We start from the raw sequence: 23,960 nt of genomic DNA, 5'->3' as shown, positions 1-23,960 counted from the left end.
AAGATTTCTCCATAGGTTGTGTTAAGATTTGCCGGTTATATTATTAATAAGTGCCAGATGGTCATGTATACTTGCTTTTAAAGGGGGGATCGAAGAATGACTACATCATTTAATGTATTGGTCGTTGACGATGATCAAGATATCCGCGATGGAATTGAAATCTATTTAAAAAACGAAGGCATTACAGTCTTCAAAGCCGCCGATGGAATGGAGGCGCTCGAGATGTTGAATGAACATACCATCCACCTTATTCTGTTGGACGTGATGATGCCGAGGATGGATGGAATTGCGACTACATTTAAAATCCGGGAAAACAAGAACATTCCCATTATCATATTAAGTGCGAAAAGTGAAGATACCGATAAGGTGCTGGGATTGCAGATTGGCGCTGACGATTATGTGACTAAGCCGTTTAATCCCTTGGAGCTGATTGCGCGCGTTAAATCCCAGCTGCGCAGATATGTGACGCTTGGGACCTATGAAGGCGCTAAGAAACAAATTGATCTTCATGGGCTTACGCTGGACGAAGACGCCAAACAAGTAGCTGTTAATGGCGAGGCTGTAAAGCTGACGCCGATTGAATACCGGATTGTCGAGCTGTTGATGAAGAATGCCGGACGGGTTTTCTCCATTCATGAAATATATGAATTGGTCTGGAATGAGCCTGGTTATAATGCCGAAAATACGGTGGCTGTCCATATCCGGAAAATCAGAGAGAAAATTGAAATTGATCCTAAGAATCCAAGGTTTTTAAAGGTGGTATGGGGAATTGGCTACAAAATGGAAAAATAATAGACTTTTTTGGTGGTCGGCGGTCTGCCTGGCAGTCGGTTTGGCCATCTTGCTTACGATTCTCCACTCAGAACCCGGTAACCTGAGAGGGGATTATTTTAGAACAAACTCATTCACAACCCAGTACAGCAACTATATGGACCGCCTAAAGCTGGCTGTACTTGGCGACTTTGACCAGGAAAAGTTGAACAAGCGGATTGTTGTGACAGAAGACGATATCAACCAGCACCGCTATGAATACGGTGATATGCCTGAACAGTTGCAGAGCATCAGAGACCAGTATTCGCCCAAAATAGCGGATGCCGAGGATGCAGGCGATAAGAGTCTGGCGGATATGTACCGGAAAGAACGGGATGAAAAACTGAAGGATATTTCCTTAAATTTTACGAGCGATGAGCATGTGAAGAAAAAAATCATCGTGAAACGAGAAAATCAGCTGGCTGATGCGATGAAGCAAATCAGAAACATAAAGGAAACGTTTCCTTCCGATGCCAATGGATTCGAGTATTTTTTCCAAGACACGAAAACAGGAAAAATCTATACTTCATTGAACCAAAAGCAACAAGGCGATTATAAGTCCTATTTCTCCGATAAAAATATGCTATTCAAGGAGGATTTCGGGGTTGGGAATAAAGCTTTAATGTATATGGAGAACAATCCCTACTATTTTGGCGTGTCTTCGGAGGAAGAGGTCACTTTAGAGGATGAAACGAAGGTGATCCAAGGGTACGTCGGCCTGCCGCAAAATGCCGACCCTTCATCACCGCTCATGGCTGAATACAAGCAATTTAAAACCATTGCCGTTTTATACCGCGTATTGGCGGCAGCCGGTTTATTGCTGGCGTTGGCAGGCCTTTTTGGAATCGTGAAATCCGCCTTCTGGCATGTGGAAAAAGGAGAGGTGCTGAATTGGTTTGACCGTATTCCGGCCGATATCCGTCTGATGGTTATTTGGATAGCGTTGCTTAGCATCATGGGCCCGGCTGGTTATTGGGCGGCCCCAGGGCTTAATGTCGATTTTATCATGCATTTCGGCTTCAAATTTCTCTATTATACAGCAGTTGTCGGTTTCATCCTGCTGGCCGTTGTCCAACTGATCCGTTGTTTAATCAAAAAGGGCTTTGAACAGGAATGGCGGGATTCCTTTACCTATAAGTTTTTCAATGCGTTGAAGAAAACGTTTTTGAATCTGCATCTCGGTGTTCAACTGCTTTTACTCCTTTCTATTGTATTCGGAATGGGCATGGGCTTTATTATTGTCTTCTTATATGGGAACGGCTCCATGGACCTCGTTATCTTTTATTTTATTCTGTGTCTGCTATTTGGGGTCCCGGCACTTTACATTATCTTTAGGTATGTCGGAAACTTAAACCAAATCATGCGGACAGTCAGCGGCCTAGCTAAGGGGTATCAGGAAGATGATTTGGATGTATCGGGGAAATCGCCGCTTGCGGTTCTTGCTAAAGATATCAATACGATCAAGTACGGAGTAAAATCATCCCAGAGCGCCCAAATGAAGAGCGAGCGCCTTAAGACTGAACTGATCACCAATGTCAGCCATGATTTGCGCACGCCGCTTACGAGTATTATTACCTATACAGATCTCTTGAAATCAGGCCATGTGAGCGAAGAAGACCGAGAAGCCTATATCGAGATTATCGACCGCAAATCGAAACGCCTAAAAATATTGATTGAAGACCTGTTTGAGGCATCCAAGATGGCTACAGGCAATATCGAATTGGAGAAACGGAATGTCGAGCTTGTGCAAATGCTTCAGCAAACATTGGCTGAACATAATGACAGCATCGAATCATCCGGCCTGCAGTTCCGAGTCCAGACGGATGAACAACCGATCCATGCAGTGGTGGATGGCCAAAAACTCCATCGCGTCTTCGATAACCTGATTGTCAATGCGCTCAAATATTCAATGCCCCACACAAGGGTATATATATCTATGCTGAACAAAGAGAGCTCCGTGGAGATCACCTTTAAAAATGTTTCGCAATTCGAGCTTGGAGGCAATGTGGATGAATTGTTTGAACGCTTTAAAAGGGGGGACCAGTCACGCCATACAGAAGGTTCCGGCCTTGGTTTGGCCATCGCCAAAAGTATCATTGATCTCCATGGAGGCGAAATGGAGATCGACGTCGACGGCGACATGTTCAAAGTTACGATTGTACTGTACAAATAATGTGACAAAAAACCGCAGCTTCCAGGCTGCGGTTTTGCACGTTGTTGAGATGAAATGGTGTCCAATAAACGCCGAGGAGGATCACCGCCCTCCCCACGGTTAGGCTATTGTTTCCGGCCGCGCCTCCTGCGGATATACCAGACAATCAATCCTAGGAGGAAAACGGCAATCAAAAGATAAACGGCTGTCGAAAAGACGTCCATATAGGCGACAATATCACTCCAGTTGGAGCCGACCATCCCGCCGAGATTAACCAATACCGTATTCCAGGCAAGGGTTCCTATAGATGTGTACAAGAGGAATAAAGAGAAGTTCATTCGCGCCATTCCCGCCGGAATCGATATTAAACTGCGCACCAAAGGGATGAGCCGGCAAAAAAGGACCGTCCAAGCCCCGTATCTTTGAAACCAGCGGTCAGCCTTGGCCACGTCATCGTGGGTCAGGCGCAGGAATGCACCATAGCGGTCAATGATTTTCTCCAATCGATGCAGATCAAGCATCCGGCCGAGCCCGTAAAGAACGATAGCCCCGGCAACCGAACCGGCCGTGGAAATGATCACGACGCCGGTGATGGTCATCGAGGTGCTGTTGGTCATGAAGCCGCTAAAAGTAAGAATCACTTCTGAGGGAATGGGCGGAAATATATTTTCTATGGCGATCAACAGGAAAATACCCATATAGCCGTATTGCTCCACTAAATTGATAATCCAAGCTTCCATGAATCATTCCTTCTTTCCTGATTAGCATGCTTGTCCATTTTTGGCAAAAACCATCTTATAAAATTTACCCGCCAGCACGAATCATAAAAGTTGTCCTTCTCTAAACATATGAATGAAAAAGAAAAATTATACGGCTGGGTAATCATTCCTTTCAGGCAGGATTTAGCATATGGACAGCGAATACAAACTAGTAAAAAGGTCCGTCACAAGGAGCGATTCAGATGAAGCACAGTTATTTTTTTACCGGTTTTCCCGGGTTTATCGCTGCGCGGTTAATCAAAGAGATGATCAAGAATGATACTGACTTCCTCCAGGCCAATCTCTTGGTTCTGCCGGCTTTTGCTGAAAAAGCAAAACAAGATGCTGAAGCCATCGAGAAGGAGATGGGCATTCCTTTCGGTTCCCTGCGCATACTGACAGGCGATATTACCAAGCCTGGCCTAGGTATCGAGGAAAATGAGTTTCTTGAAGAGATTACCCATGTCTTTCATCTCGCGGCGATTTACGACCTGGCTGTCCCAAAGGATGTTGCATATCTGGTAAATGTAGAAGGCACAAGAAACGTCAATGAGTGGGTCCGCCGCCTCAAAAATCTCAAACGTTATATCTACTTCAGCACAGCCTATGTCGCCGGCACGCGGGAAGGGCTGTTGCTGGAGACAGAATTAATACGCCCTCCAGCCTTCAAAAACTATTATGAAGAAACCAAGTACGAAGCTGAAAAATTGGTGGAAGGTTTGAAAAGCGAAGTGCCGGTGACGATTATCCGTCCGGGAATTGTAAAGGGGCATTCCGTTACAGGGGAAACAGTAAAATTCGATGGCCCGTATTTTATATTGAATACCTTAAGAGCCATGCGCTTTCTGCCCGTTATTCCCTACATAGGCCGTTCCGCATCAAAGATTAATCTTGTACCCATTGATTACATTATCCAATCAGTTGCTTATCTGTCCCTATACGGTCCAGCCGAAGGGAAAACCTATCATCTGACTGATCCCCATCCGTATACAGCAACGGAAATCTATGAAATGTTTGCCGTGGAAATGTACGGCAAGAAGCCTAAGGGGACAATTCCATTGCCTTTATGCAAAGCCTGCCTTTCATTAGCGCCAATGCGCAAATTCCTGCATACAGAAAAGGAAACAATCGATTATTTTACCTGGAAGGGAGACTTTGATGCATCACAGGCTATCGCCGATTTAGCCACTGCCAAGATCGCCTGCCCGGATTTTAAGGAAGGGGTGCCGGCGATGGTGCGCTTCTATAAAGAGAACCAGGATCATGCCCACTATCAGGTCGCGATAAAGTGACATGTTAAAAGCACCAGACGGAACGGAGATGTATAGATTGGGGATATAAGGAAATTGACAGTCTATCTTTGTAAAATGGCAACGTCCAGAGAGAGGGGGTGTATATGAAAACATACACAGGCTTTCTATCAGTCCTTGTTATATTGTTTGGCGTAAGCTCGTTATTTTTAACGATGTATGTAGACTTCTTTGCGGATCATATGTTCCTGATTGTGGCCATTTCCTATATAGTGGCGCTATTTTTGGCTTTAGTGTCTGAAAAAGGAATGTGGAAAAAAACCGCATTCGTTTTATTGCTTATTATTGCGCTCCTAGTCATCGGTTTCTATGTTGTGATGGCTTTATTATGGAATCAGCCTTAAACAAATAAGAAAGAAAAAAAAGAGTGCTGCAAAGAGCACTCTTTAGACCGTTTTACAATCTCTTCTATATGCTTGTTAGAAACGTCCTGATCGATCAGGCATGCGACATCGCTTTTTTCAGCCAGTCTTTTCCTTCCACCAATCGAGTGACCATCATTGCACATACCGTGTTTCCGGTACTATTGAGCAGTGTGGCAGGGACGTCAATAATCGTTGAGATAACGGCAATGATCGGTAGTGCTTCTGCAGGGAAGCCGAAGACACTTAGAATCAGCATTTCGCCGATCATTCCGCCTCCCGGGATGGCACCCATAACAGCTCCTACCAAGAAGGAAACTGCCAGGATGCTCAGGATGCTTGATACGGAGGTCATATCCTTGCCGAACAGGGCGAACAGGAAGACAACCTTCATAACGCCGCCGATCACAGAGCCATCTTTATGGGTATTGGCGCCAAGCGGCACAACCGTTTCAGCAATATCCGGCGTTACGCCCATCTTTTTAGTAGCCGCCAGGTTTATAGGAATGCAGGCAGCGCTTGAACAGGTCGCAATTGCAGTAACAGATGGCGGAAGTGCATTCTTCCAGAACACAGATACGCCCAGCTTGCCGCCTGCAAAGAAAGCATACAAAGTAAAGAACCCGATGAAATACACAATAGAAATCACCAAGTATAAGACGAATGTGCGGGCATATCCTTCCAATATGGAAGAACCCAAATCGCCGATGACTGTGGCAAAATAACAGCCAAGCCCGATCGGAGCGTAATACATGATGAACGAAACCATTTTCATCATGACAGCCGTCCCGGAATTCAGGAAGGCGACAATCGGTTCGCCTTTCTCTTTAGAAAGGGCCGTAGCCAAGCCGAATAGAATGGAAAAGACGATCAATTGGAGCATATTGCTTTTGGACAGCAACATGGAGAAATCCGTTACCGTGAATGTTTGCACAACACGGCCCAAGAAGGATATGTCTTCAGGTTGGTCGACTTGTTCCGCATTCGCCATTAAATCCTTAATGGCCGACACATCGGTGTTCTCCAGCGGATTGACGATTGATACACCGACAACGCCCAGGACGGCAGAGATAGATGCTGTTATAAAGAACACAAGCACAATGCTGCCCATGATTTTCCCAAGGCGTTTCATCTCTGTCATGTTAGCGATCGCTGAGGCAATGCTGAAGAATACAAGCGGTATAATCAGCATGAACATCAGATTCAGGAAAAGGTCCCCGAATGGTTTGACAACTTCGGCTTTTGGACCGAAAACAACGCCTGCAATTCCTCCCAGAATAATGCCCAGAAGCAATATAAGCGTCATTTTATAATTAGCAAAAAACTTCTTCATAATGATTCCAGCCTTCCTTACTTAAAAAGAGAATGTTACCGTGAGCCCTTCAATAAGGGGCATTCTGGTACTTTCCTAAAATATCATTATATACCAAACTTCCTCGCCTATGACGTTTTAGATAAAATTACCGTCAATAGGTCTATATTCATTTTTATACAAATAATGTAATAATTAACCTATATATAAAGATTTTGGTTATCGAAATACGATTAAGTCCAAATAGGTTTTAAAGCGGGCCGTTCAATCTCCGGTTTGCTTTAACAATATATGAAAACAAATTAGGGGGGCATTCGATGTTTTTGAGGAAAAGGAATTTTCTTATTTTATTGTTGGTTCTTTGTTTGTTTGTCATGACCGGCTGCAAGAGTGAACAGACCGAGAAAAAGCCAAGCGGCGGCGGAGAAAGCAAAACGGACAGCGGACCGCTTATCATCTACACAGCAAGGGATCAGACAGTGGTCGATCAAGTAACCAAAATGTTCAATGAAAAGTATCCCGATATCGAAGTGGAAGTATTAACGATGGGGGCACAGCAAATTCTCGAACGGATCAGAGGGGAAAAATCGAACCCTCAGGCTGATTTCTGGTGGGGAGGCACCCAATCGGCGCTGATGACAGCTGCCGATGAAGATTTATTGGCATCCTATAAGCCGAGCTTTGATGGCCAGATCAAACCGGAATATAAAGACAAGGATAATCGCTGGTACGGAGAGATGCTGTTGCCTGAAGTGATTATGTACAACAGCGACAAATTGAAAAAAGAGGAAGCGCCGCAGGATTGGGATGAACTGCTTGATTCCAAATGGAAAGATAAGATCATCATCCGCGGTGTCATGGCTTCGGGAACGATGAGAACCATTTATTCCTCTATGATTTACCGGCAGGGTGCCGACACTCCCGAGAAAGGCTATGACTGGCTGAAGAAGCTGGAAAAGAACACCAAAGATTACGCCCAAGATCCCACCAATCTTTATTTGAAAATAACAAGACAAGAAGGCCTTATCTCACTTTGGAATCTACAGGACATCCTGCTGCAGAAGAACGAACATAATCAGCCTTTCGACTATGTCTATCCGAAGAGCGGAGCGCCTATCCTGGTAGATGCCGTCGGAATCGTGAAAAATGCCAAGAACGAGAAAAACGCTAAGCTGTTCTATGAATTTTTGTTCGATTTAAAAACACGCGAAAAATTGGCTGACGATTTATACCAAATCTCTACACGGTCTGATGTCGATCCTTCCAAGATGCCGGACTGGTATAAAGAATTGGACCTGAAGCCTTTGGATATCGATTGGAAAGTCATGGCTGAAAAAGAAGCTGAGTGGATGCAGCACTGGGACCAAAAAATCAAAGGCAAAAAATAGGAAGCCCTTCGGGGGATGCGTGTCGGCTGCATCCCCCGGCTTTAAAAGCCTGGCTTGTCCAAGGGAGACCCCTGCGATAAAAGCGGACAGCCTAGAGCAAACTTTACTCATGCTGACTACTTACATATAGAAAGCCTAGTTCGTAAAAGCAACCATAAGGCTGAAAGATAAAAATGGGGTGGTATGGATGAAAAGTGTCACATTGGATCACGTTACCAAGACATTTGGTGCGGCGAGAGGTGTGGAAGAGGTGGATATAGCCATACGGCCGGGGGAATTCTTTACGTTCCTTGGTCCAAGCGGCTGCGGCAAGACGACAACGCTCCGTATGATTGCCGGTTTTTATTATCCGACAAAAGGAGAGATTTTTTTCGATAATCGAAAGGTAACCCATTTACAACCGAATAAGCGGAACATCGGGATGGTCTTCCAGAACTATGCCCTGTTTCCCCATATGACAGTTTTTGAGAACATCGCCTTCGGTTTAGAGGTGAGAAAGTACCCGAGACAAACCATCAAAGAAAAGGTGGAAAAAGCACAAAAGCTCGTTCACCTGGATGGGTATGGAAACAGGAAAATCAATGAATTATCCGGGGGCCAGCAGCAAAGGGTTGCATTGGCCAGGGCATTGGTCATCGAACCGGACATTCTGCTGTTGGATGAGCCTCTATCAAATCTGGATGCCAAGCTTCGGGAAGAAACCAGGCTGGAAATCAAACGGCTGCAGCTGGAACTTGGTGTGACTACCATTTATGTGACGCATGACCAAACGGAAGCGATGTCCATGTCAGACCGGATTATGGTTATGAACGAGGGGGTTGTCCAGCAGGTTGGCACTCCGTCAGACATCTATAATAAACCTGTGAATCACTTCGTGGCTTCTTTTATAGGGGAATCCAATATCCTGGAAGGGAAGATTGTGGAACGGCAAGGCTCCACTGTTGCCGTTAAATGCGGCGACCACTTTATCTTGCGGGGGGACCTGAATCACACGGCCACGCATATTGATGCCAAAAATGGCGACACGGTCCGTCTTTCAATCAGACCCGAAGCAATCATAGAGAGTGATGGCCATGATGCGGTAGAAGGAGAAGTTTATTTGGTTGAATTCACCGGGATGTCCATCCATTACGTCGTGAAAATGGGGAATCAGTTAGTGAAGGTCCTTGTTATTAATAAAGGAGGCCAAACCTTCAAAAGAGGAGACCGCATTTCTTTGCGTTTTCCGGAGGAATCCATTTATTTTATCCCTTTCTAAACGTTAAGTTTCCAAATAGTAAGAACGAAGGTAATGATCGGCGTAAGATGAATGAAAACGACTACTTCCAAAATTTATCAATAGATAAGAAGGTGTTCAATTATGCAGACGCAAAAGGTTGCCGAAAAAGAAGGAAGATTCTCTAAACTGAGTTCTTCCTCTTATTTTATCTATCTCTTAATTGCCCCTTTGTTCTTCATTCTTTTCGGGTATGTGATATATCCTTTTTATCAGACGTTCATGCAGAGTATGAGCGATGGCCAGGCGACGTCCTTTGCTAATTATCGTCAATTTTTCAGCACAGAAAATATAGCTAACCTGGAGTCTTTATGGACTAGTGTCTATATATCCTTGTTGAGCGTTCTGACCTGTGCCATTGTCGGTGTTACGATGGCTTTTTTGTTAGAACGGTATGACTTTCCGGGCAGAAAGTTGTTATCTGTACTAGTCTTAGTCCCTATGGCCCTGCCGCCGCTGATCGGGGTGTTATCGTTTACGTTTCTTTATAGTGAAAGCGGCATAATCCCCCGGGCTATACAGTCACTATTCCATTTGGAAAAGGTACCATTTGCACTGGATGGTTTGGTTGGTGTGATTGTCGTACATACCTTTACGATGTACACCTATTTTTATCTAACCGCTTCTGCCGCCATCAAAGGTCTTGACCCTTCCCTGGAAGAGGCGGCAACCAGTTTAGGCGCCGGAAGAATCAGGATCTGGCGGAAAATCATATTGCCTATGCTGACGCCTTCGATGATTGCCGCAGCTCTGTTAGTCTTCATGATCTCCATGGCTTCCTATACAGCGCCGCTTATTTTTGGCGTTGAGCGGACCATGACGATGCAGATTTATCTGTCGCGTACAAACGGAAATCTGGATATGGCCGCCACTCAGTCTACCGTTCTATCCATTGTTTCCATCTCTTTTTTAATTATCATGAGATGGTACCAGACAAGGCGGAATTTCCAGAACCAGAGCAAAGGGATCGCCATTCATAGGACAGAAATCAGAAGGCCTGCCATTAAGTATTTGAGTATGGTCCTTTCCGTGATTGGCGTCGTGATTTTGCTTCTGCCAATTCTTGTGTTGGTCCTGGTTTCCTTTTCAGTGGACGGGGATTGGCGAACGCAAGTCTTACCTCCTACTTATACATTCGATCATTATATCGCCCTATTTACGGATGAACGGACATGGCGGCCTATATGGAACAGTCTGCAGATGAGTTTTGTCGCGACGGTCGGAAATATACTTTTTGGCGTTGCGGCTGCATATGCTATTGTACGGACCAAATTCAAGGGCAAGATGGTGATGGATATCCTGATCATGATTCCATGGGCCTTGCCGGGAACTGTGGTAGCAGTTAATTTAATCGCTGCGTTCAGTGAGCCTTCTATATTCAGTTTCAATCAAGTGCTGATCGGGACTTTCTGGATTCTTCCGCTTGCTTATTTCATTAGGCATTTGCCGCTCATTTTCCGTTCGACCTCAGCATCGTTGATCCAAATGGACCATTCAGTGGAAGAAGCGGCGAGAAGTTTAGGAGCTTCTTGGTGGTATACATTCCGGAGAATCGTTTTCCCATTGGCGCTGACAGGCATCCTGGCCGGAACCTTATTGGCTTTTGTAGAAGGAATCGGTGAATTTGTAGCGTCGATTCTTATTTACAGCACCTCTACGATGCCGTTGTCCGTGGCGATTTTCCAAAAGATGTACGCCAACCAATTCGGAACCGCCTGTGCCTATGGCGTGCTGCAAGTGGTGCTCATCATTGTTGTTCTGTTCATTTCCCAAAAACTCACAGGAGACAAAGCCGGCACGGCGATTTAAATAAGGCTTAGTTGTCTTGAGCGCATGGCGGGAAACAGAAATAAAGGCCGTATAACACGCTTCAATTAAAACGAAGGAGTGCTGTTGTCAGTGAAGACACTCAAAGAATTAATCCAAGAGTTCGATGGCGTTGCCTTCCCGTCCAATTCGTATGTGAAAATGGTACTGGAGCCGGCATACAATGAAGCAAAGCGCCATTTCGTCGACCATATGCTTCACATCGATTATGCTCATCTGATTATGCTGGTGGAAGAGAACTTAATGAAAAAAGAGGATGCCGTCAAGATTGTCAGAGCGCTTGGAACCATCAAGAAGGACGTCATCCAATCAAGCTTTTACAATCCTAAATTCGAGGATCTGTTTTTTCAGCTTGAGCATGAGTTGCTGGCCAAAGCGGGTGATGCCGGAGGGAACCTACACATCGCCCGTAGCAGGAATGACATGGGGATTGCCATCTATCGGATGACCCTCAAAGAAAAAATAGTAAGATTGATCGAGCAGGCCGTCACGTTAAGGAGTGTTTTGATTGACCTCATGGAGGAGCATACGGGCACAATCATGATTGGCTATACGCATACCCAGCAAGCTCAACCCACTACGCTCGCCCACTATTTCAGTGCCATGGCCGATAGTTTACGCAGGGATATGGACCGATTGTGTGCCGCATATGCCACGGTTGATCGAAGTAGCATGGGTGCAGCAGCACTGACTACATCCGGCTTTAAGATCAATCGTGAACGCGTCCAAAAATTGCTGGGTTTCCAGGAAATGATCGACAACTCCTGGGATGCGGTGGCGGGTGCGGATTATATAACAGAAACCGCAGCTGCCGTCCAACTGGCTGCTTTGCATACAGGCCGGTCCATCCAGGATTTTTTGCTATGGGGCATGCAGGAATTCAATGCCATCAAACTGGCGGCCCCTTATGTCCAGATCAGCTCGATTATGCCGCAAAAACGCAATCCGGTCAGCATGGAGCATATGAGGGCTCTCCTATCGAGCATTAATGGCGACATGCAGACTGCTTTGATGATGGTGCATAATACGCCTTTCGGTGATATTGTGGATACAGAGGACGATTTGCAGCCCTATCTGTGGCGCGGCATTGAAAAACTCCAGGGGATCTACCATCTGCTCGCTTGTGTCTTGGCGACGATGGAAATCAACCGCAAGCAATTGCTGGCAAGGGCGGAAGAAAGCTTCGCCAACGTCACAGAACTGGCTGACACGCTTGTTCGGCAGGACCAATTATCTTTCAGGCAAGCCCACCAGGTTGTCAGCGCTTCCATTAAGGAGCTAATGGAGGCGGGAAAGGAACGGCTTGCGGATTTCAGTCTGGATTTACTTAACCAGCAGATGCGCCTGTTAGTTGGCAAGCCGTCTTCTTTGACGGAGGAACAGTTTAAACGATCATTGAGCCCCGAACACTTCGTCAAAGTCCGAACATTGGCAGGGGGACCAAGCCCGTTGATCATGGACCGGCATATAGCGGTGAAGAAGAAGGAACAGCACGCATATATCACTTGGTTCAAAGCCAAGAAAGAAACAATGAGACAGGCAAAATCAGAAATAGACCATATATTAAAGGATTGGATGTCGGAGCATGAAACCAAATGAGATTCCTTTGCTTGCCATAGACGGCGGAGGAACAAAAACAGCAGCGGTTGTAACAGACGGACAGGGACATATTTTACAGGAAAGCATCGCGAATGCATCGAATTACCAAGCAGTAGGGGCGTACGCAGCCAAACAAGCCTTGCTTACAGCAGTAAGCGGGGTTCTCCCGCATGCATCTAGAGAAATAATAGCCATAAAGAAGGCTGTGTTCGCATTAGCAGGGATCGATACCGAGGAGGATGAAAAACAGGTTAAAGCTCTTGTGCAGGAGGCGTTGGCGGAACTGCCGATTACTATCCAAGAACTGCATATAGAGAATGATTGTGTATCCGCCTTGCTTGGGGCTACGGGCCATCAGCCCGGTGTTCTGTTGATAGCTGGAACAGGATCGATCGCATGCGCCCATGATGGCAGCGGAACGGTTGTACGGTCAGGAGGATGGGGACACCGGGCCGGAGATGAGGGGAGCGGCCATTGGATCGGCATGGAAGCCATCAGAGCCGTGTTCAGAATAGCGGACGGCCGTGAACGGCAGCCCTCCATTCTCCCTGAGTTGATCCTGCATCATTTCGGCTTCTGCCGGACAGACCAATTATATGATTGGATCTATAGCGGAAATGATTCAGTGGATGAAGTCGCCAGGCTGGCAAAGCATGTCGAGATCGCCTGCAAGGATAATGATGCAGTCAGCAAGAATATCCTGGAAAGAGCAGCCGAAGAACTGATGTTGCTTGCGGATGCTGCCATAAATAAGGCGCAATTACGAGGCCAGCCTTTTCCGATCATCCTGCAGGGTGGTGTACTCCAGCACAATGAATACATCCGGAAACAGTTGAAAGACCGCATGTCCGCCAAAAGGCCAGAAGCTTATTTCATAGAAAATAAAGAGCAGCCGATCCACTATATTATCCAAAGGGGTTTATTGTAATTATTTTAAGTAGTTGATATAAGAGGGCCACGCATATTAGATATATCAAAATGGATAGGCAACACTTAACTGGACAAAAAAATTAAGGTGTGGCGGACAAAATCCTCATTTTGAGTATAGCTTCCTTATAAGATGGAAAAAGCTGTACTAGTCACTTTATATGGAGGTTCTGGCATGGTAGCCTGACGTGGCTTGCCAGTTTGATAAACTGGCAGTCTGGCTTTTCAGCCATGCCAGTAGAGGCTCCATGTCAAGTGACGGTGTGAACACTCTATTTAACAAGTCTGCCATTACCTATTCAGTTAAGGAGCGTTGTATATGACCAGATCGAGACGAACATTTACCGAAGATTTCAAGAAACAAATTGTATTACTATATGAGAATGGAAAACCACGAAAAGAGATTATCGCTGAATATGAGCTGACCCCGTCTGCCCTAGATAAGTGGGTGAAGCAAAGCAGAACGGCTGGTTCCTTTAAGGAAGCAGACAATCGTACACCTGAACAAACTGAATTAATGAAGATACGCAAAGAACTGAAACAGCTACAAATGGAAAATGACATTTTAAAGCAAGCCGCGCTGATCATGGGACGAAAGTAAAAGTGATTCGAAATAACCGTCACAAATACTCGGTATCAGCAATGTGCATCGTCCTCAACATTTCCCGTTCTTCTTATTATTATGAAGCGAAAATACAGGATAATCAGCAGGAAGAGCGTATTCGGTCACTGATCATTGAAATCTTTCAGAAAAGCCGCCAGAACTATGGAGCGCGCAAGATTAAGATTGAATTGAAAAAGCAAGACCATCGTGTGTCCCGCCGCCGAATCGGACGGATTATGAAGGAAGAAGGATTGATATCGTCTTATACATTAGCCCAGTTCAAACCCCATAAAGCCCAATGTAACGAAGAAAAAGTGGGTAACGAGTTAGATCGGAGCTTTCACCAACAAGAAGAACTGGCTGTCGTTGTCAGTGACCTGACGTATGTACGTGTCAAGGATTCCTGGAACTATATCTGCTTATTGATTGATTTATATAACCGTGAGTTGATTGGACACAGTGTAGGACCGAAAAAAGATGCCAAACTGGTGAGTAAAGCACTGTCTACTGTGCAACATGATCTGCGATTGATCACCTTATTTCATACAGACCGAGGCAGCGAATTCAAAAATAAGCATTTGGATGAAACGCTTGAAACTTTTGAAATTAAGCGGTCATTAAGTATGAAAGGATGTCCCTATGATAACGCAGTGGCAGAAGCGACTTACAAAATCTTAAAAACAGAGTTTGTGAGAGGACGAACATTTGAAACACTCGAACAGTTACGTTCTGAACTATATGATTATGTCCATTGGTTTAACCATTTCAGAATTCACGAAACATTGGGATATTTAAGTCCCGTTCAATTTAAAGAAACACACCTTAAAAAAAGTGTCTAGTTTAGTGTTACCATTCCAAAATGGGTGGTCCTTTATTATGGTTTTTATTGAGTTAATGAACCTATTGGTTTAAGTGGATTTCTCATATATCATTTCACTTATTTTTATAAGTTCAGTTTACACTGTGTTACAACGAAACACCCCCTTAGATAAAAAATCCAAAGAGGATAAAACAGTACAACTTTATGTTAACTGCTTTTTCTTCATTCTTGTGCCCAGTATGATAAGGGCGACATAGATTACGACGGCAATCGAATCTATAATCGCATCCTTAAGCCCCTGAAGCGTCAAAGAATACCGTCACGCCAAGAATAGCCATCAATCGGACGATTAAAATCGCTACAATCAACCATGCTGAAAAACGGATTTTTGATTGATCCGTAATTTTGGGTTTACAACTAAATCAAAGGTTACTTTTTGACCCTGTTTAAGAAATTTGTATCCATCCAGAAACCTTTTATTATCAGGTGAAATCTCACTAAAATGAACAACAATATGGTTTCCATCCTCGCCGTCAAGCATAATATGACCATAGCCTTTTTCTTCTTTAAATCATTTAGTTAATCATAAAAATGGTATTTTTTGTATTATGTAACAAATAGAAGGAGGTATGTTAATTGAATCAAAATCAATTTCGTGGCTTAATGATTGTATTAATAATTCTAATCATTACGGTTTCGTTCTCAATAAACAATCTCGCTAACGCCATAAGAGAGTCAAACATCTCCGATTCTAACGGTGGCATAATTAACGAACTGTACAGATTCAACGATAACTTCGAAGAATATCTAGAAATATTAAAAAAAAAGGCTGATTAATTTCAATCATATAGATCATTTAAAACGGTCTTGTCTTTATTTCAATACATTGTTAATTCTTTATTTAGTATTAGCAAATGACGTAAAAGCTTTTTATGCTAACCTGCCCTTTACTTCATTAAGAAGTTCAACATAAAAAGGCATTAATCCTTATGATCAACGCCCCTGTTTCGTATTATAAGGTTAGCCAATGTTATTGGTTGACCTTTTTATTTAGGTTCTAGAATACTAATGGTAGCTGGGGTAGAACGACCGCCCCTGTGGGATTCAATCCCGACAACTAAACCGTTCGCCCCCTACTTATAGAAACATGATTGAAGCTGGTTGGGACTTAGATCTCGTATAACAAGCGAAGCTATGACACTATAAGGAGCCATTTAGGGGTTACCAGCTAATTCATGGATGAGGAGGAGATATCATGAATCCAGTCATTGGTCTGGATGTCGCAAAAGGAGAAAGTCAGGTTCAAGCATTCTTGGAGAAAAAGAAACCCTACAAAAAGAGCTTTAAAGTCGCACATACACTGGATGGATTACAGGAATTACACGCCTTTATCAAAGAAGTGGAAGAACGATCAGGCTCACAGCCACCCATTGTTTTGGAGTCTACGGGGCATTATCATCTGCCTGTCGTCCAGTATTTCGAGAAAAGAGGATACCTGTTAATCATTGTGAATCCTCTTATTTCATACAAAGCGAAAAGTTCGAGTTTACGTAAAGTCAAAACAGATATAATAGATGCCCATCACCTCTGCGAGCTGTATTACAAAGAGGATTTAGAGCCCTATAAAAAGCGTGGCATTCAGCTTTTAAACTTGCGTAATCTGACGAGACAGCACGAGAATTTGACGGGTATGTTTGTCCAAGCGAAGTTACAATTTCAATCTGTGCTGGATCAAGTGTTTCCTGAGTATGTAGGCGTGTTTGGGGAATTGTATTCGGATGTCTCTTTGCGTACTTTATCAGCCTTTCCAACCTCTAAAGAAGTGTTGGCAGCTGGTGAAGAGACCCTTACCGTGAAGATTCATGAACTGTGCAAGAGCCGATCTCAGAAATGGGCCAGTAATCAGGCGAATAAGCTCATACAAGCAGCTAATCGAAATCCATTTCAGCAGACCCTGTACCACAGCCATCTGATTAGTTTAGAGATGCTTATTGAAATTCTTCTGGAATATAAAAAGCATCTATCCAAACTTGAAGAAGAGATAGATGCTTTAGCAAAAAATATAGAAGAATATAAGATTATCCAATCCATTCCTGGTATCGGCGAAAAAATCGCGGCAACGATTATTTCTGAAATTGGGGAAATAGATCGGTTTAATCACTCTAAGAAATTGGTTGCCTTTGCAGGAATTGACCCTAGTGTATTCGAGTCGGGTACCTTTAAAGGTACAAAAAATCGAATCACCAAACGAGGTTCCAGCAGGCTTCGGCATGCCTTATTCACAGCTGTTCGTTGCGCCATTCGAGATGCCCGTAAAACCCGAACGACCAAAGAACTCATCCCTCGAAATAAGAGATTACGTGAGTTTTACGATAAAAAACGTGATGAAGGAAAGCCTTATCGGGTATCCATTATTGCCTGTGCAAACAAGCTTTTACATTGGATTTACGCTCTTTTGAAAACCAAAACATCCTTCCAAGATATTGCTTAAAATAAAATTTCACACATCTTCAAGTAACTTCCATTTTGTTGGAGGAAGTTTATTTGTCATGCCTTATTTTCAGTATAACATGCGTACATTATATTTTTGAGTGAAATGATTGACAAACTATTAGCTGGTTTAATTGATTAAGAACAATAAAATATGTATTTTATAACTTTAAATTCATAATGTACTGTTCACCGATTATGCCCACTTTTCTAATTCCTGTATCTTGAAATCCAACTTTTAGATACAGTTTTTGAGCAGCTATATTTTTATGATTAACAGCTAAAACAATTTCATTACAGTCGGGGAATTCATCAGCAACGAATTTCCTTAGTAATAACATAGCTTGCTTAGCGTAGCCTTTTCCTTGTTTGACTTGATTAATTGATAATGCTGTTAGCAACATAGCCTGCGGATTATCCGAATAGTCCTTCACTCTGTCAGTTGCGTGTAATAAAAAGAAACCAACTGGTTCTCTATCATTAAGTATAACAATCCGATACTGCCCTTCTGTTACTTCTTTATAATTGCCTGGTAACGAAGTAAATTGAACTTGCTCTTTAGGAAGTTCAAAAGAATCCAAAATATCACTATATTCATCCGAAAAGTAAACTAACTCTAAATAATCAGTTTTATCCATTTGTCATTCCCCCTTAATTTCATAATACGATAAGAACATATGTTTTGTAAATTAAAGTAAGTAGAAGATAATTCTTCCGCTAACCTACCCTTTAGCCGCATAAAAGCCTAGCTTTCCAATCGAATATTTACTTATTTTCTAGTTAATGGGAAATTATTTTGATAAAATTGTATTATTCAGAATTAAAGGGAGTTGTGATTTTGAGGAAATTCATCCAGAACAAATACATATGGGTTTTTGTTACATATCTACTTATCTTTATTTTTGTACCTTATGGAATGAAATTTATTCTTTACTTGTTAGAAGCAGGGCCAGAAAAGGATGTATCTTTTGGAGAATATCATCTTAATTCTATGATGGTTCTAGTCATTAATATCCTTTTATTACTAATAATATTAGCATACATCAGTGTTCTCTATCAGAAAACTTCTTTATTTCAGTGGAGAAAGCCAAAAGTGAAAGGAAAAGACTTTCTTTATGCTGTATTTGTTTTTTTAGGAGGAAAAATGATAGCAGCAGTTTTTCTCATAATTATTAGTTTCTTTTTCGACTTTAATTTGGAATTTACTTCACGAAATCAGGATGCCGTAGAAGAAATGATGCGTACTAGCTATATAGCGTTTTTTCATATCACCATACTTGCTCCCATTATAGAAGAATTTTTCTTCCGTAAGATTATTATTGGACATATATTCTCTCAACATAAATATGTAGGTCTCATAATTAGTTCTTTATTATTTGGCGGAATGCACGTTGTTACGAGTTTCACCTTAATTGGTATGATCATATATAGTTCAATAGGTTTTAGCCTTGGTTTGGTTTATATAAAGACGAATCGTTTAGAAGCCTCCGTTGTAGCTCATAGTTTTAATAACTTGATTCCTTATCTATTGTTGCTTATCGTACGATGAATGATTAGTAAGTATTATGTTACCACACTTAGGACATTTTTATTATTTGACAAGTGAGGACTTCCTTTTCTTTGGAGTCCTTTTTCATATGTGATATAAAGACTTATAGAGTAACCTGCCACGTTCGTTAAGAGACTGTGAATTTGTACGTCTATGATCTGGCGAAGGGTATGGAGAAAAAGCAAATAAAATTATGTGATAAAATATTACATGTTATAAAGTTATGATGAGGAGTCTGAAAATGAAAAAGAAAATAAACTATTTAGCCTTACTTTTAATGATTTTCTTTATAGTTGGTTGTACGAATGTAGAAGATGCATCCATGACAGATGGAAAAATAGATTCACAAGAAGTAACAAACGTTAATAAAACGGAAAACAGCAAAAAAGAAGAAAAAAAAGAAACTAACACTGCGGTTGTTGATGAAGTAGCAGCAGAAAAAACACCAACTCAACCAAATGATGAACGGTTTTCAGGATACAAACTGATCGAAGTTGATGGCGGTAATTTGTCTGGCCATCGCGAACCAAATGTCGTCGTCGACATTGGCTTTGGCGACCGTGAATACTGGGCATTTACGAATAAATACGGGCAGCTGGTGCGCGTCATTGCAGATGAAATTGTTTTACAAGATGACCGTAACGAACCTGTCTTATCGTCTGGCAGATACTACCATGATGAAGCGAAAGTTCCTGGTGTCGAAAGAGGCGATTTAGATGAAGGGCATATCATTGCTGATTCGCTTGGAGGGGTATCGAATGCTTATAATATCACCCCACAAAATAGCACACTCAACCGACACGGAGATCAGGCTTACATGGAAGATGCAATTCGCAAGGCAGGCGGAGCCACTCAATTTGAAGCAATCATTACCTATCCGAATACGGAAACGCAGATTCCTTCACGTTATCAGTACACCTATACGTTAATGGGCAACAAGGTTGTTGATACATTTGAAAACGTCAACCCTGATAAAGTCAACGAATCACTGGGTTTGACAGGCAGCAAACCTTCTAGTTCTTCAACGAATTCAAACAAAACGAATTCAAACAAGAATGATCTTTCTAGTGTCGATACGAACGGTGACGGACAAGTGACGATTCAAGAAGCAAAAGACGCAGGTTACAGTATGCCGATAACGAGAGACCATTGGTTATACCCTTATATGCGAGATAACGATCATGACGGTATGGTAGGTGAATAAGCGCCTAAAACCTTGGGTAAGACCACATATTCAATAACCTTAAGCTTGGGATATCCCAAGCTTATTTGTGTGTTAATTGCGATTTTTAGTTTTCTTCATATTGTCTCTATTTCTTTCTTCCGTTAAACTGCCCGATCGTTAAATAAAAAAAGTGCTGATTACAGCCCTAGATATTGGAGTAAAGCTCCCGTTAGTGTAGATTTAGAGTTATTTATAGTGGCAAACTCATTGTAATTGTTCTGATGTTAAATCCTAACTTTTCATACAGTTTAATTGCTTGATTTCCTGCAAATACACTTAGACGGACTTCTGAATATCCATCTTGTTTCAGATAATCAATACCTGTTCTCAGTAACATTTTTGAAATTCCTTTTCCTCTAAATTCTTCTAAAACAAATAGTTCATAAATAAATCCATTTATCTTATCGGTAAATTGATCTTTACTTGTCCCTATTAGAATCCAACCCATTAATTGATCATTTTCTATTGCAATTAAGTAATAGTTTCCTTTCTCTAAGAGGGGTTCGATAAGTTGTTCAATTTTTTGATTAGTGGGTCTTACTTCACCTAACGTACCATCAAATACAGCTTGTGGAGAAAGCGATAAAACCCTTTTAAGTTCCAAATCATTTGGTTTTTTTATATCCATTAATTGAGTACAATCCTTTCATATCCTTTTTAGGTGACAATTAGAGCCTGGTTTATATTCTTTTCGATCCTAAAAAAAGAAATCCTTCTTCCGCTAATCTGCCCCTTTAGCATCAGAGCCGTCAAATTGGCAGTTAGTTCTTAGGCGATCTGTAGGTAACCGGTTTTTTAGCCATGTAAAAGAGCGATTTAAACGGTATCTGGCTTTTGAAAGGGTTCTAAGACTAAAGCTTCATTTTACTTTAAAAAAGAAAGAAAAATGTAAAATATATCCTTTTTATATGTGTGATAGGTATATAATCAAAAGAAAGCATAAGGGCGATTTGCAAAATTTGTTTCTTGGTCGCGGACAATGGTTTTCTTTTTCCAAACAAAACAGGAAAGGTTGTGTATGGATGAAAAAGGCATTGATTTTTTTTCTTGCGTTTTTATTGATGGCATATGCGATTCCTCCCTTTGTGAAGGCAGAAAAGAATGAAATCGATGAAGTTGCTTTATGGAATGCAGTCAAACCGTTAGAAACAACGGTTACTTTTTTGAATACCGGTGCCCATCCTGATGACGAAAGGAGCGATTTGCTGGCCTATCTTTCAAGAGGCTTAGGTGTCAAAACGGCAAGTTTAATCGCCAATAGGGGAGAAGGCGGCCAAAATGAAATCGGCAAAGAGCTTGGGAACGGATTAGGAATTATCAGAACCTATGAAATGAAGGCTGCTGCCAAAGTTACAGGGGTAAAGGCCTATCATTTGAGCCAGACAACGTCTGATCCAATCTACGATTTTGGCTTCAGCAAAACGCCGGAAGAAACATTGGCGAAATGGGGAGAACAGCTAACGTATGAAAGGCTTATTCGCTTTATCAGGACCTATAAGCCCGATATCGTCATGCCTTCATTCCGGAATGACCGCACGCAGCACGGCCACCACCGCACGATGACGATTTTAAGTGAAAGAGCGTTCAAGGATGCCGCAGATCCTGCTGTTTTTCCCGAACAGCTGCGGGAAGGCCTCACAACTTGGCAGATTAAGAAATTATATTTGAGCGCTGAATCAAAGGAAACGGCCACAACGAGCTTGGAAATTGGCATGGTTGACCCCGTTTACCAGATGACTTATCCTCAGTTGGGAGAAGAGTCCAGATTCCTTCATAAAAGCCAAGGGATGGGTTCAAAGATTCCTGCTGAACCAAGAAAGGTGTATTTAGAGCTGGCAAAATCAGTTCAGCAAACCCCGTCTGATTCGCTTTTTAAAGGCATTCCTTATAATCTGGCTGAGTGGGCCGGCCGCTTGCCAAGCAGTCAACCAAAGTTAAAAGTAGCATTGCAGAATGTGCAGAAACGGTTGGACCGTATAGTGGACGCTTACCCTCATACAACCAAGATTGCGAAAGAATCGCATACAGCCATGAAGGAAATCAACGCCATTCTTAAACAGATTAAAAGCGCAAAGCTGGATGCAGATCTGAAGGTGAATCTGGAAAACAAACTGGCTATAAAGCTGGATCAACTGTCAGAGGCCAGCTATGAGGCAGCGAACCTAGATATCACTGTACACTTTGACAGTGATATGGCAAACCGGGGAAGCACCCGGAAAGCAGAAGTGAAGCTGGTCAATAACGGAAAAGAGAATCTGAAGGAGACAAAGGTTGCGCTAAAGGTGCCACAAGGGTGGAAACAACCGAAGGAAATCTCGGTAAAAGCTTTGAAACCGGGAGAATCATTCCAAACAACCGTCAGCGTGGGTATTCCAAAAGATGCAGCCTATTACCATCCATACCAAGAACCTGCCGTATCGGCTGAGGTGGCCTACACACTGAATGGCATCCAAAATATCCATAATCATCAGCTGGAAGGAACCTTTGCGGTATTGCCCGAGGTAAGTGTGGAAATGTCTCCGGAAAGCACCATGCTGAATACACAGGCATTAGGGCAGCCGATCTCCGTCCAAGTAAACGTGAAGAATTACGCGGAGAAAGGAGGCCAGGCAGCCGTATCATTGAATACCCCACAAGGATGGAAATCGGAACCTGGCATCCAAAACGTCTCTTTTAACGGCAAGCTGAAAGAGAAACAGCTTACCTTCAAAGTGACACCGCCGGATACGGTTAAAGAGGGAACGGTGAATGTGTCAGCGCAAGCCAAGATGGACGGGAAGCTATTCACAACCAATATTCAAGAAATCAATTATGACCATATAGGGAAGCTCTATCAACTGAAAGACAGTTCTTTAAAAATCAGTGCATTTCCCTTAACGGTGCCAAAAGGGTTAAAGGTGGGCTATATCGATAGCGGCTTTGATACAGTGGCTGATTCGCTGAAAGAAGCAGGATTCACGATTGAAAAAATCAGTGAAAGTGAACTGCCAACAGCAGATTTGGCACAATATGATTCCATCATTGTCGGCATTCGCGCCTATCTTTCCCGCAAGGATTTAGTAGCAAATAATAAACGGTTATTGGACTATGTGAAAAATGGCGGCCATGTCGTCATGCAATACCATAAGCCGGGCGACGCTTGGGATGAGAATGCATCAGCTCCTTACAGATTGAAGATAGGGAACCCTTCCATCGAGTATAGAGTGACCGATGAACAGGCGAAAGTCACTATGCTTCATCCCGAAAGCCAGCTGTTCAACTATCCGAACGCAATAACCGAAAAGGACTGGGATGGCTGGATCCAAGAGAGAGGATTATATTTCCCGATGGCGTGGGATTCTCACTATGAAACGATGGTCAGAATGGGTGATCCGGGAGAAGAGCCGTTTGACAGCGGCATCTTGAAAGCCGATTATGGCAAAGGGACGTATATCTACACAAGTTTGGTTTTCTACAGACAAATCCAGGACCAAGTCCCAGGCGCATATCGAATATTTGCCAATCTCATCAGCTACGGGACCAATGGAAAATAAGCCATACAAAAAGCTCCG

At 42.8% G+C, this 23,960-nt stretch carries 18 protein-coding genes and 2 pseudogenes; 14 read left to right on the top strand and 6 right to left on the bottom strand.

Annotated features, from left to right (window positions below):
* Positions 1 to 96 precede the first annotated feature (96 nt).
* Both BN1765_RS00855 and BN1765_RS00850 read left to right on the top strand, forming a co-directional pair.
* Positions 97 to 792 carry a response regulator transcription factor gene (locus tag BN1765_RS00855; protein WP_050613439.1) on the top strand — a complete coding sequence of 232 codons (696 nt, stop codon included), beginning with the start codon at positions 97 to 99 and terminating at the stop codon, positions 790 to 792.
* On the top strand, positions 770 to 2,983 hold the full coding sequence (locus BN1765_RS00850) for a sensor histidine kinase (protein ID WP_050613438.1): 2,214 nt from the start codon (positions 770 to 772) through the stop codon (positions 2,981 to 2,983). The genes BN1765_RS00855 and BN1765_RS00850 overlap by 23 nt, the downstream gene beginning before the upstream one ends.
* Before the next feature lie 104 nt (positions 2,984 to 3,087).
* Here the strand turns inward: BN1765_RS00850 and BN1765_RS00845 are convergent, their stop codons facing one another.
* Positions 3,088 to 3,702: a DedA family protein gene (locus BN1765_RS00845; protein ID WP_050613437.1), complete on the bottom strand. Its 615-nt coding sequence runs from the start codon at positions 3,700 to 3,702 to the stop codon at positions 3,088 to 3,090.
* Positions 3,703 to 3,923: 221 nt separating this feature from the next.
* On the opposite strand from BN1765_RS00845, the gene BN1765_RS00840 reads away from it, so the two are divergent.
* Both BN1765_RS00840 and BN1765_RS00835 read left to right on the top strand, forming a co-directional pair.
* The gene (locus BN1765_RS00840) at positions 3,924 to 5,012 is read left to right on the top strand and encodes an SDR family oxidoreductase (protein ID WP_050613436.1); all 1,089 of its coding nucleotides are present in this window, start codon (positions 3,924 to 3,926) and stop codon (positions 5,010 to 5,012) included.
* Positions 5,013 to 5,116: 104 nt separating this feature from the next.
* Positions 5,117 to 5,374: a hypothetical protein gene (locus BN1765_RS00835; RefSeq protein ID WP_050613435.1), complete on the top strand. Its 258-nt coding sequence runs from the start codon at positions 5,117 to 5,119 to the stop codon at positions 5,372 to 5,374.
* A 94-nt stretch (positions 5,375 to 5,468) separates the two neighbouring features.
* On the opposite strand, the gene BN1765_RS00830 is transcribed toward BN1765_RS00835, so the two are convergent.
* Complete coding sequence (locus BN1765_RS00830) at positions 5,469 to 6,725, bottom strand: dicarboxylate/amino acid:cation symporter (RefSeq protein WP_050613434.1); 1,257 nt, start codon at positions 6,723 to 6,725, stop codon at positions 5,469 to 5,471.
* 302 nt (positions 6,726 to 7,027) lie between these two features.
* Between BN1765_RS00830 and BN1765_RS00825 the strand changes: the two genes are divergently transcribed.
* From BN1765_RS00825 to BN1765_RS00795, 6 genes are all read left to right on the top strand, one after another.
* A complete protein-coding gene (locus tag BN1765_RS00825) occupies positions 7,028 to 8,092 on the top strand; it encodes an extracellular solute-binding protein (RefSeq protein ID WP_050616640.1) in 1,065 nt (354 codons plus the stop codon).
* A gap of 187 nt (positions 8,093 to 8,279) precedes the next feature.
* Positions 8,280 to 9,350 carry an ABC transporter ATP-binding protein gene (locus BN1765_RS00820; RefSeq protein WP_050613433.1) on the top strand — a complete coding sequence of 357 codons (1,071 nt, stop codon included), beginning with the start codon at positions 8,280 to 8,282 and terminating at the stop codon, positions 9,348 to 9,350.
* Positions 9,351 to 9,452: 102 nt separating this feature from the next.
* Positions 9,453 to 11,177 carry an ABC transporter permease gene (locus BN1765_RS00815; RefSeq protein WP_050613432.1) on the top strand — a complete coding sequence of 575 codons (1,725 nt, stop codon included), beginning with the start codon at positions 9,453 to 9,455 and terminating at the stop codon, positions 11,175 to 11,177.
* Positions 11,178 to 11,267: 90 nt separating this feature from the next.
* Positions 11,268 to 12,794, top strand: a complete 1,527-nt coding sequence (gene argH, locus BN1765_RS00810; RefSeq protein ID WP_050613431.1) for an argininosuccinate lyase — start codon at positions 11,268 to 11,270, stop codon at positions 12,792 to 12,794.
* A complete protein-coding gene (locus tag BN1765_RS00805) occupies positions 12,781 to 13,722 on the top strand; it encodes an N-acetylglucosamine kinase (RefSeq protein WP_050613430.1) in 942 nt (313 codons plus the stop codon). Before argH ends, BN1765_RS00805 begins: the two co-directional genes overlap by 14 nt.
* Before the next feature lie 318 nt (positions 13,723 to 14,040).
* Positions 14,041 to 15,164 (top strand): IS3 family transposase gene (locus tag BN1765_RS00795; RefSeq protein ID WP_147554130.1). Its coding sequence is split into 2 segments (ribosomal slippage): positions 14,041 to 14,287 and positions 14,287 to 15,164, totalling 1,125 coding nucleotides; the frame shifts between segments, so codons are not numbered across the junction.
* 183 nt (positions 15,165 to 15,347) lie between these two features.
* Here BN1765_RS00795 and BN1765_RS20640 read toward each other — a convergent pair.
* Positions 15,348 to 15,546 (bottom strand): annotated as a pseudogene (locus BN1765_RS20640) (hypothetical protein); the annotation flags it as partial.
* Positions 15,510 to 15,704: pseudogene (locus BN1765_RS19400) on the bottom strand (cold-shock protein); the annotation flags it as partial. The pseudogenes BN1765_RS20640 and BN1765_RS19400, both read right to left, overlap by 37 nt.
* Before the next feature lie 696 nt (positions 15,705 to 16,400).
* On the opposite strand from BN1765_RS19400, the gene BN1765_RS00785 reads away from it, so the two are divergent.
* Complete coding sequence (locus tag BN1765_RS00785; protein ID WP_050613426.1) at positions 16,401 to 17,636, top strand: IS110 family RNA-guided transposase; 1,236 nt, start codon at positions 16,401 to 16,403, stop codon at positions 17,634 to 17,636.
* 160 nt (positions 17,637 to 17,796) lie between these two features.
* Here BN1765_RS00785 and BN1765_RS00780 read toward each other — a convergent pair whose 3' ends face one another.
* A complete protein-coding gene (locus tag BN1765_RS00780; RefSeq protein ID WP_050613425.1) occupies positions 17,797 to 18,273 on the bottom strand; it encodes a GNAT family N-acetyltransferase in 477 nt (158 codons plus the stop codon).
* Between the two features lie 200 nt (positions 18,274 to 18,473).
* Here BN1765_RS00780 and BN1765_RS00775 point away from each other — a divergent pair, with 200 nt between their 5' ends.
* On the top strand, positions 18,474 to 19,184 hold the full coding sequence (locus BN1765_RS00775) for a CPBP family intramembrane glutamic endopeptidase (protein WP_050613424.1): 711 nt from the start codon (positions 18,474 to 18,476) through the stop codon (positions 19,182 to 19,184).
* A gap of 241 nt (positions 19,185 to 19,425) precedes the next feature.
* Complete coding sequence (locus tag BN1765_RS00770; protein WP_050613423.1) at positions 19,426 to 20,388, top strand: DNA/RNA non-specific endonuclease; 963 nt, start codon at positions 19,426 to 19,428, stop codon at positions 20,386 to 20,388.
* A gap of 211 nt (positions 20,389 to 20,599) precedes the next feature.
* On the opposite strand, the gene BN1765_RS00765 is transcribed toward BN1765_RS00770, so the two are convergent.
* Entirely contained in the window at positions 20,600 to 21,037 is a 438-nt protein-coding gene (locus tag BN1765_RS00765; protein ID WP_050613422.1) for a GNAT family N-acetyltransferase, read from the bottom strand.
* 394 nt (positions 21,038 to 21,431) lie between these two features.
* On the opposite strand from BN1765_RS00765, the gene BN1765_RS00760 reads away from it, so the two are divergent.
* A complete protein-coding gene (locus tag BN1765_RS00760; RefSeq protein ID WP_050613421.1) occupies positions 21,432 to 23,942 on the top strand; it encodes an NEW3 domain-containing protein in 2,511 nt (836 codons plus the stop codon).
* Positions 23,943 to 23,960: the final 18 nt, after the last annotated feature.

The organism is Bacillus testis (genome assembly GCF_001243895.1).
GTDB classification, from domain to species: domain Bacteria; phylum Bacillota; class Bacilli; order Bacillales; family DSM-1321; genus Bacillus_AD; species Bacillus_AD testis.
This window is presented reverse-complemented; position numbering and strand designations above follow the sequence as displayed.

Bases quoted from the DNA above. Each gene is read 5' to 3' on its own strand.
- BN1765_RS00855 (WP_050613439.1), top strand. From the start codon at position 97: ATGACTACATCATTTAATGTATTGGTCGTTGACGATGATCAAGATATC.
- BN1765_RS00845 (WP_050613437.1), bottom strand. From the start codon at position 3,702: ATGGAAGCTTGGATTATCAATTTAGTGGAGCAATACGGCTATATGGGT.
- BN1765_RS00840 (WP_050613436.1), top strand. From the start codon at position 3,924: ATGAAGCACAGTTATTTTTTTACCGGTTTTCCCGGGTTTATCGCTGCG.
- BN1765_RS00835 (WP_050613435.1), top strand. From the start codon at position 5,117: ATGAAAACATACACAGGCTTTCTATCAGTCCTTGTTATATTGTTTGGC.
- BN1765_RS00830 (WP_050613434.1), bottom strand. From the start codon at position 6,725: ATGAAGAAGTTTTTTGCTAATTATAAAATGACGCTTATATTGCTTCTG.
- BN1765_RS00820 (WP_050613433.1), top strand. From the start codon at position 8,280: ATGAAAAGTGTCACATTGGATCACGTTACCAAGACATTTGGTGCGGCG.
- BN1765_RS00815 (WP_050613432.1), top strand. From the start codon at position 9,453: ATGCAGACGCAAAAGGTTGCCGAAAAAGAAGGAAGATTCTCTAAACTG.
- BN1765_RS00805 (WP_050613430.1), top strand. From the start codon at position 12,781: ATGAAACCAAATGAGATTCCTTTGCTTGCCATAGACGGCGGAGGAACA.
- BN1765_RS00785 (WP_050613426.1), top strand. From the start codon at position 16,401: ATGAATCCAGTCATTGGTCTGGATGTCGCAAAAGGAGAAAGTCAGGTT.
- BN1765_RS00780 (WP_050613425.1), bottom strand. From the start codon at position 18,273: ATGGATAAAACTGATTATTTAGAGTTAGTTTACTTTTCGGATGAATAT.
- BN1765_RS00770 (WP_050613423.1), top strand. From the start codon at position 19,426: ATGAAAAAGAAAATAAACTATTTAGCCTTACTTTTAATGATTTTCTTT.
- BN1765_RS00765 (WP_050613422.1), bottom strand. From the start codon at position 21,037: ATGGATATAAAAAAACCAAATGATTTGGAACTTAAAAGGGTTTTATCG.
- BN1765_RS00760 (WP_050613421.1), top strand. From the start codon at position 21,432: ATGAAAAAGGCATTGATTTTTTTTCTTGCGTTTTTATTGATGGCATAT.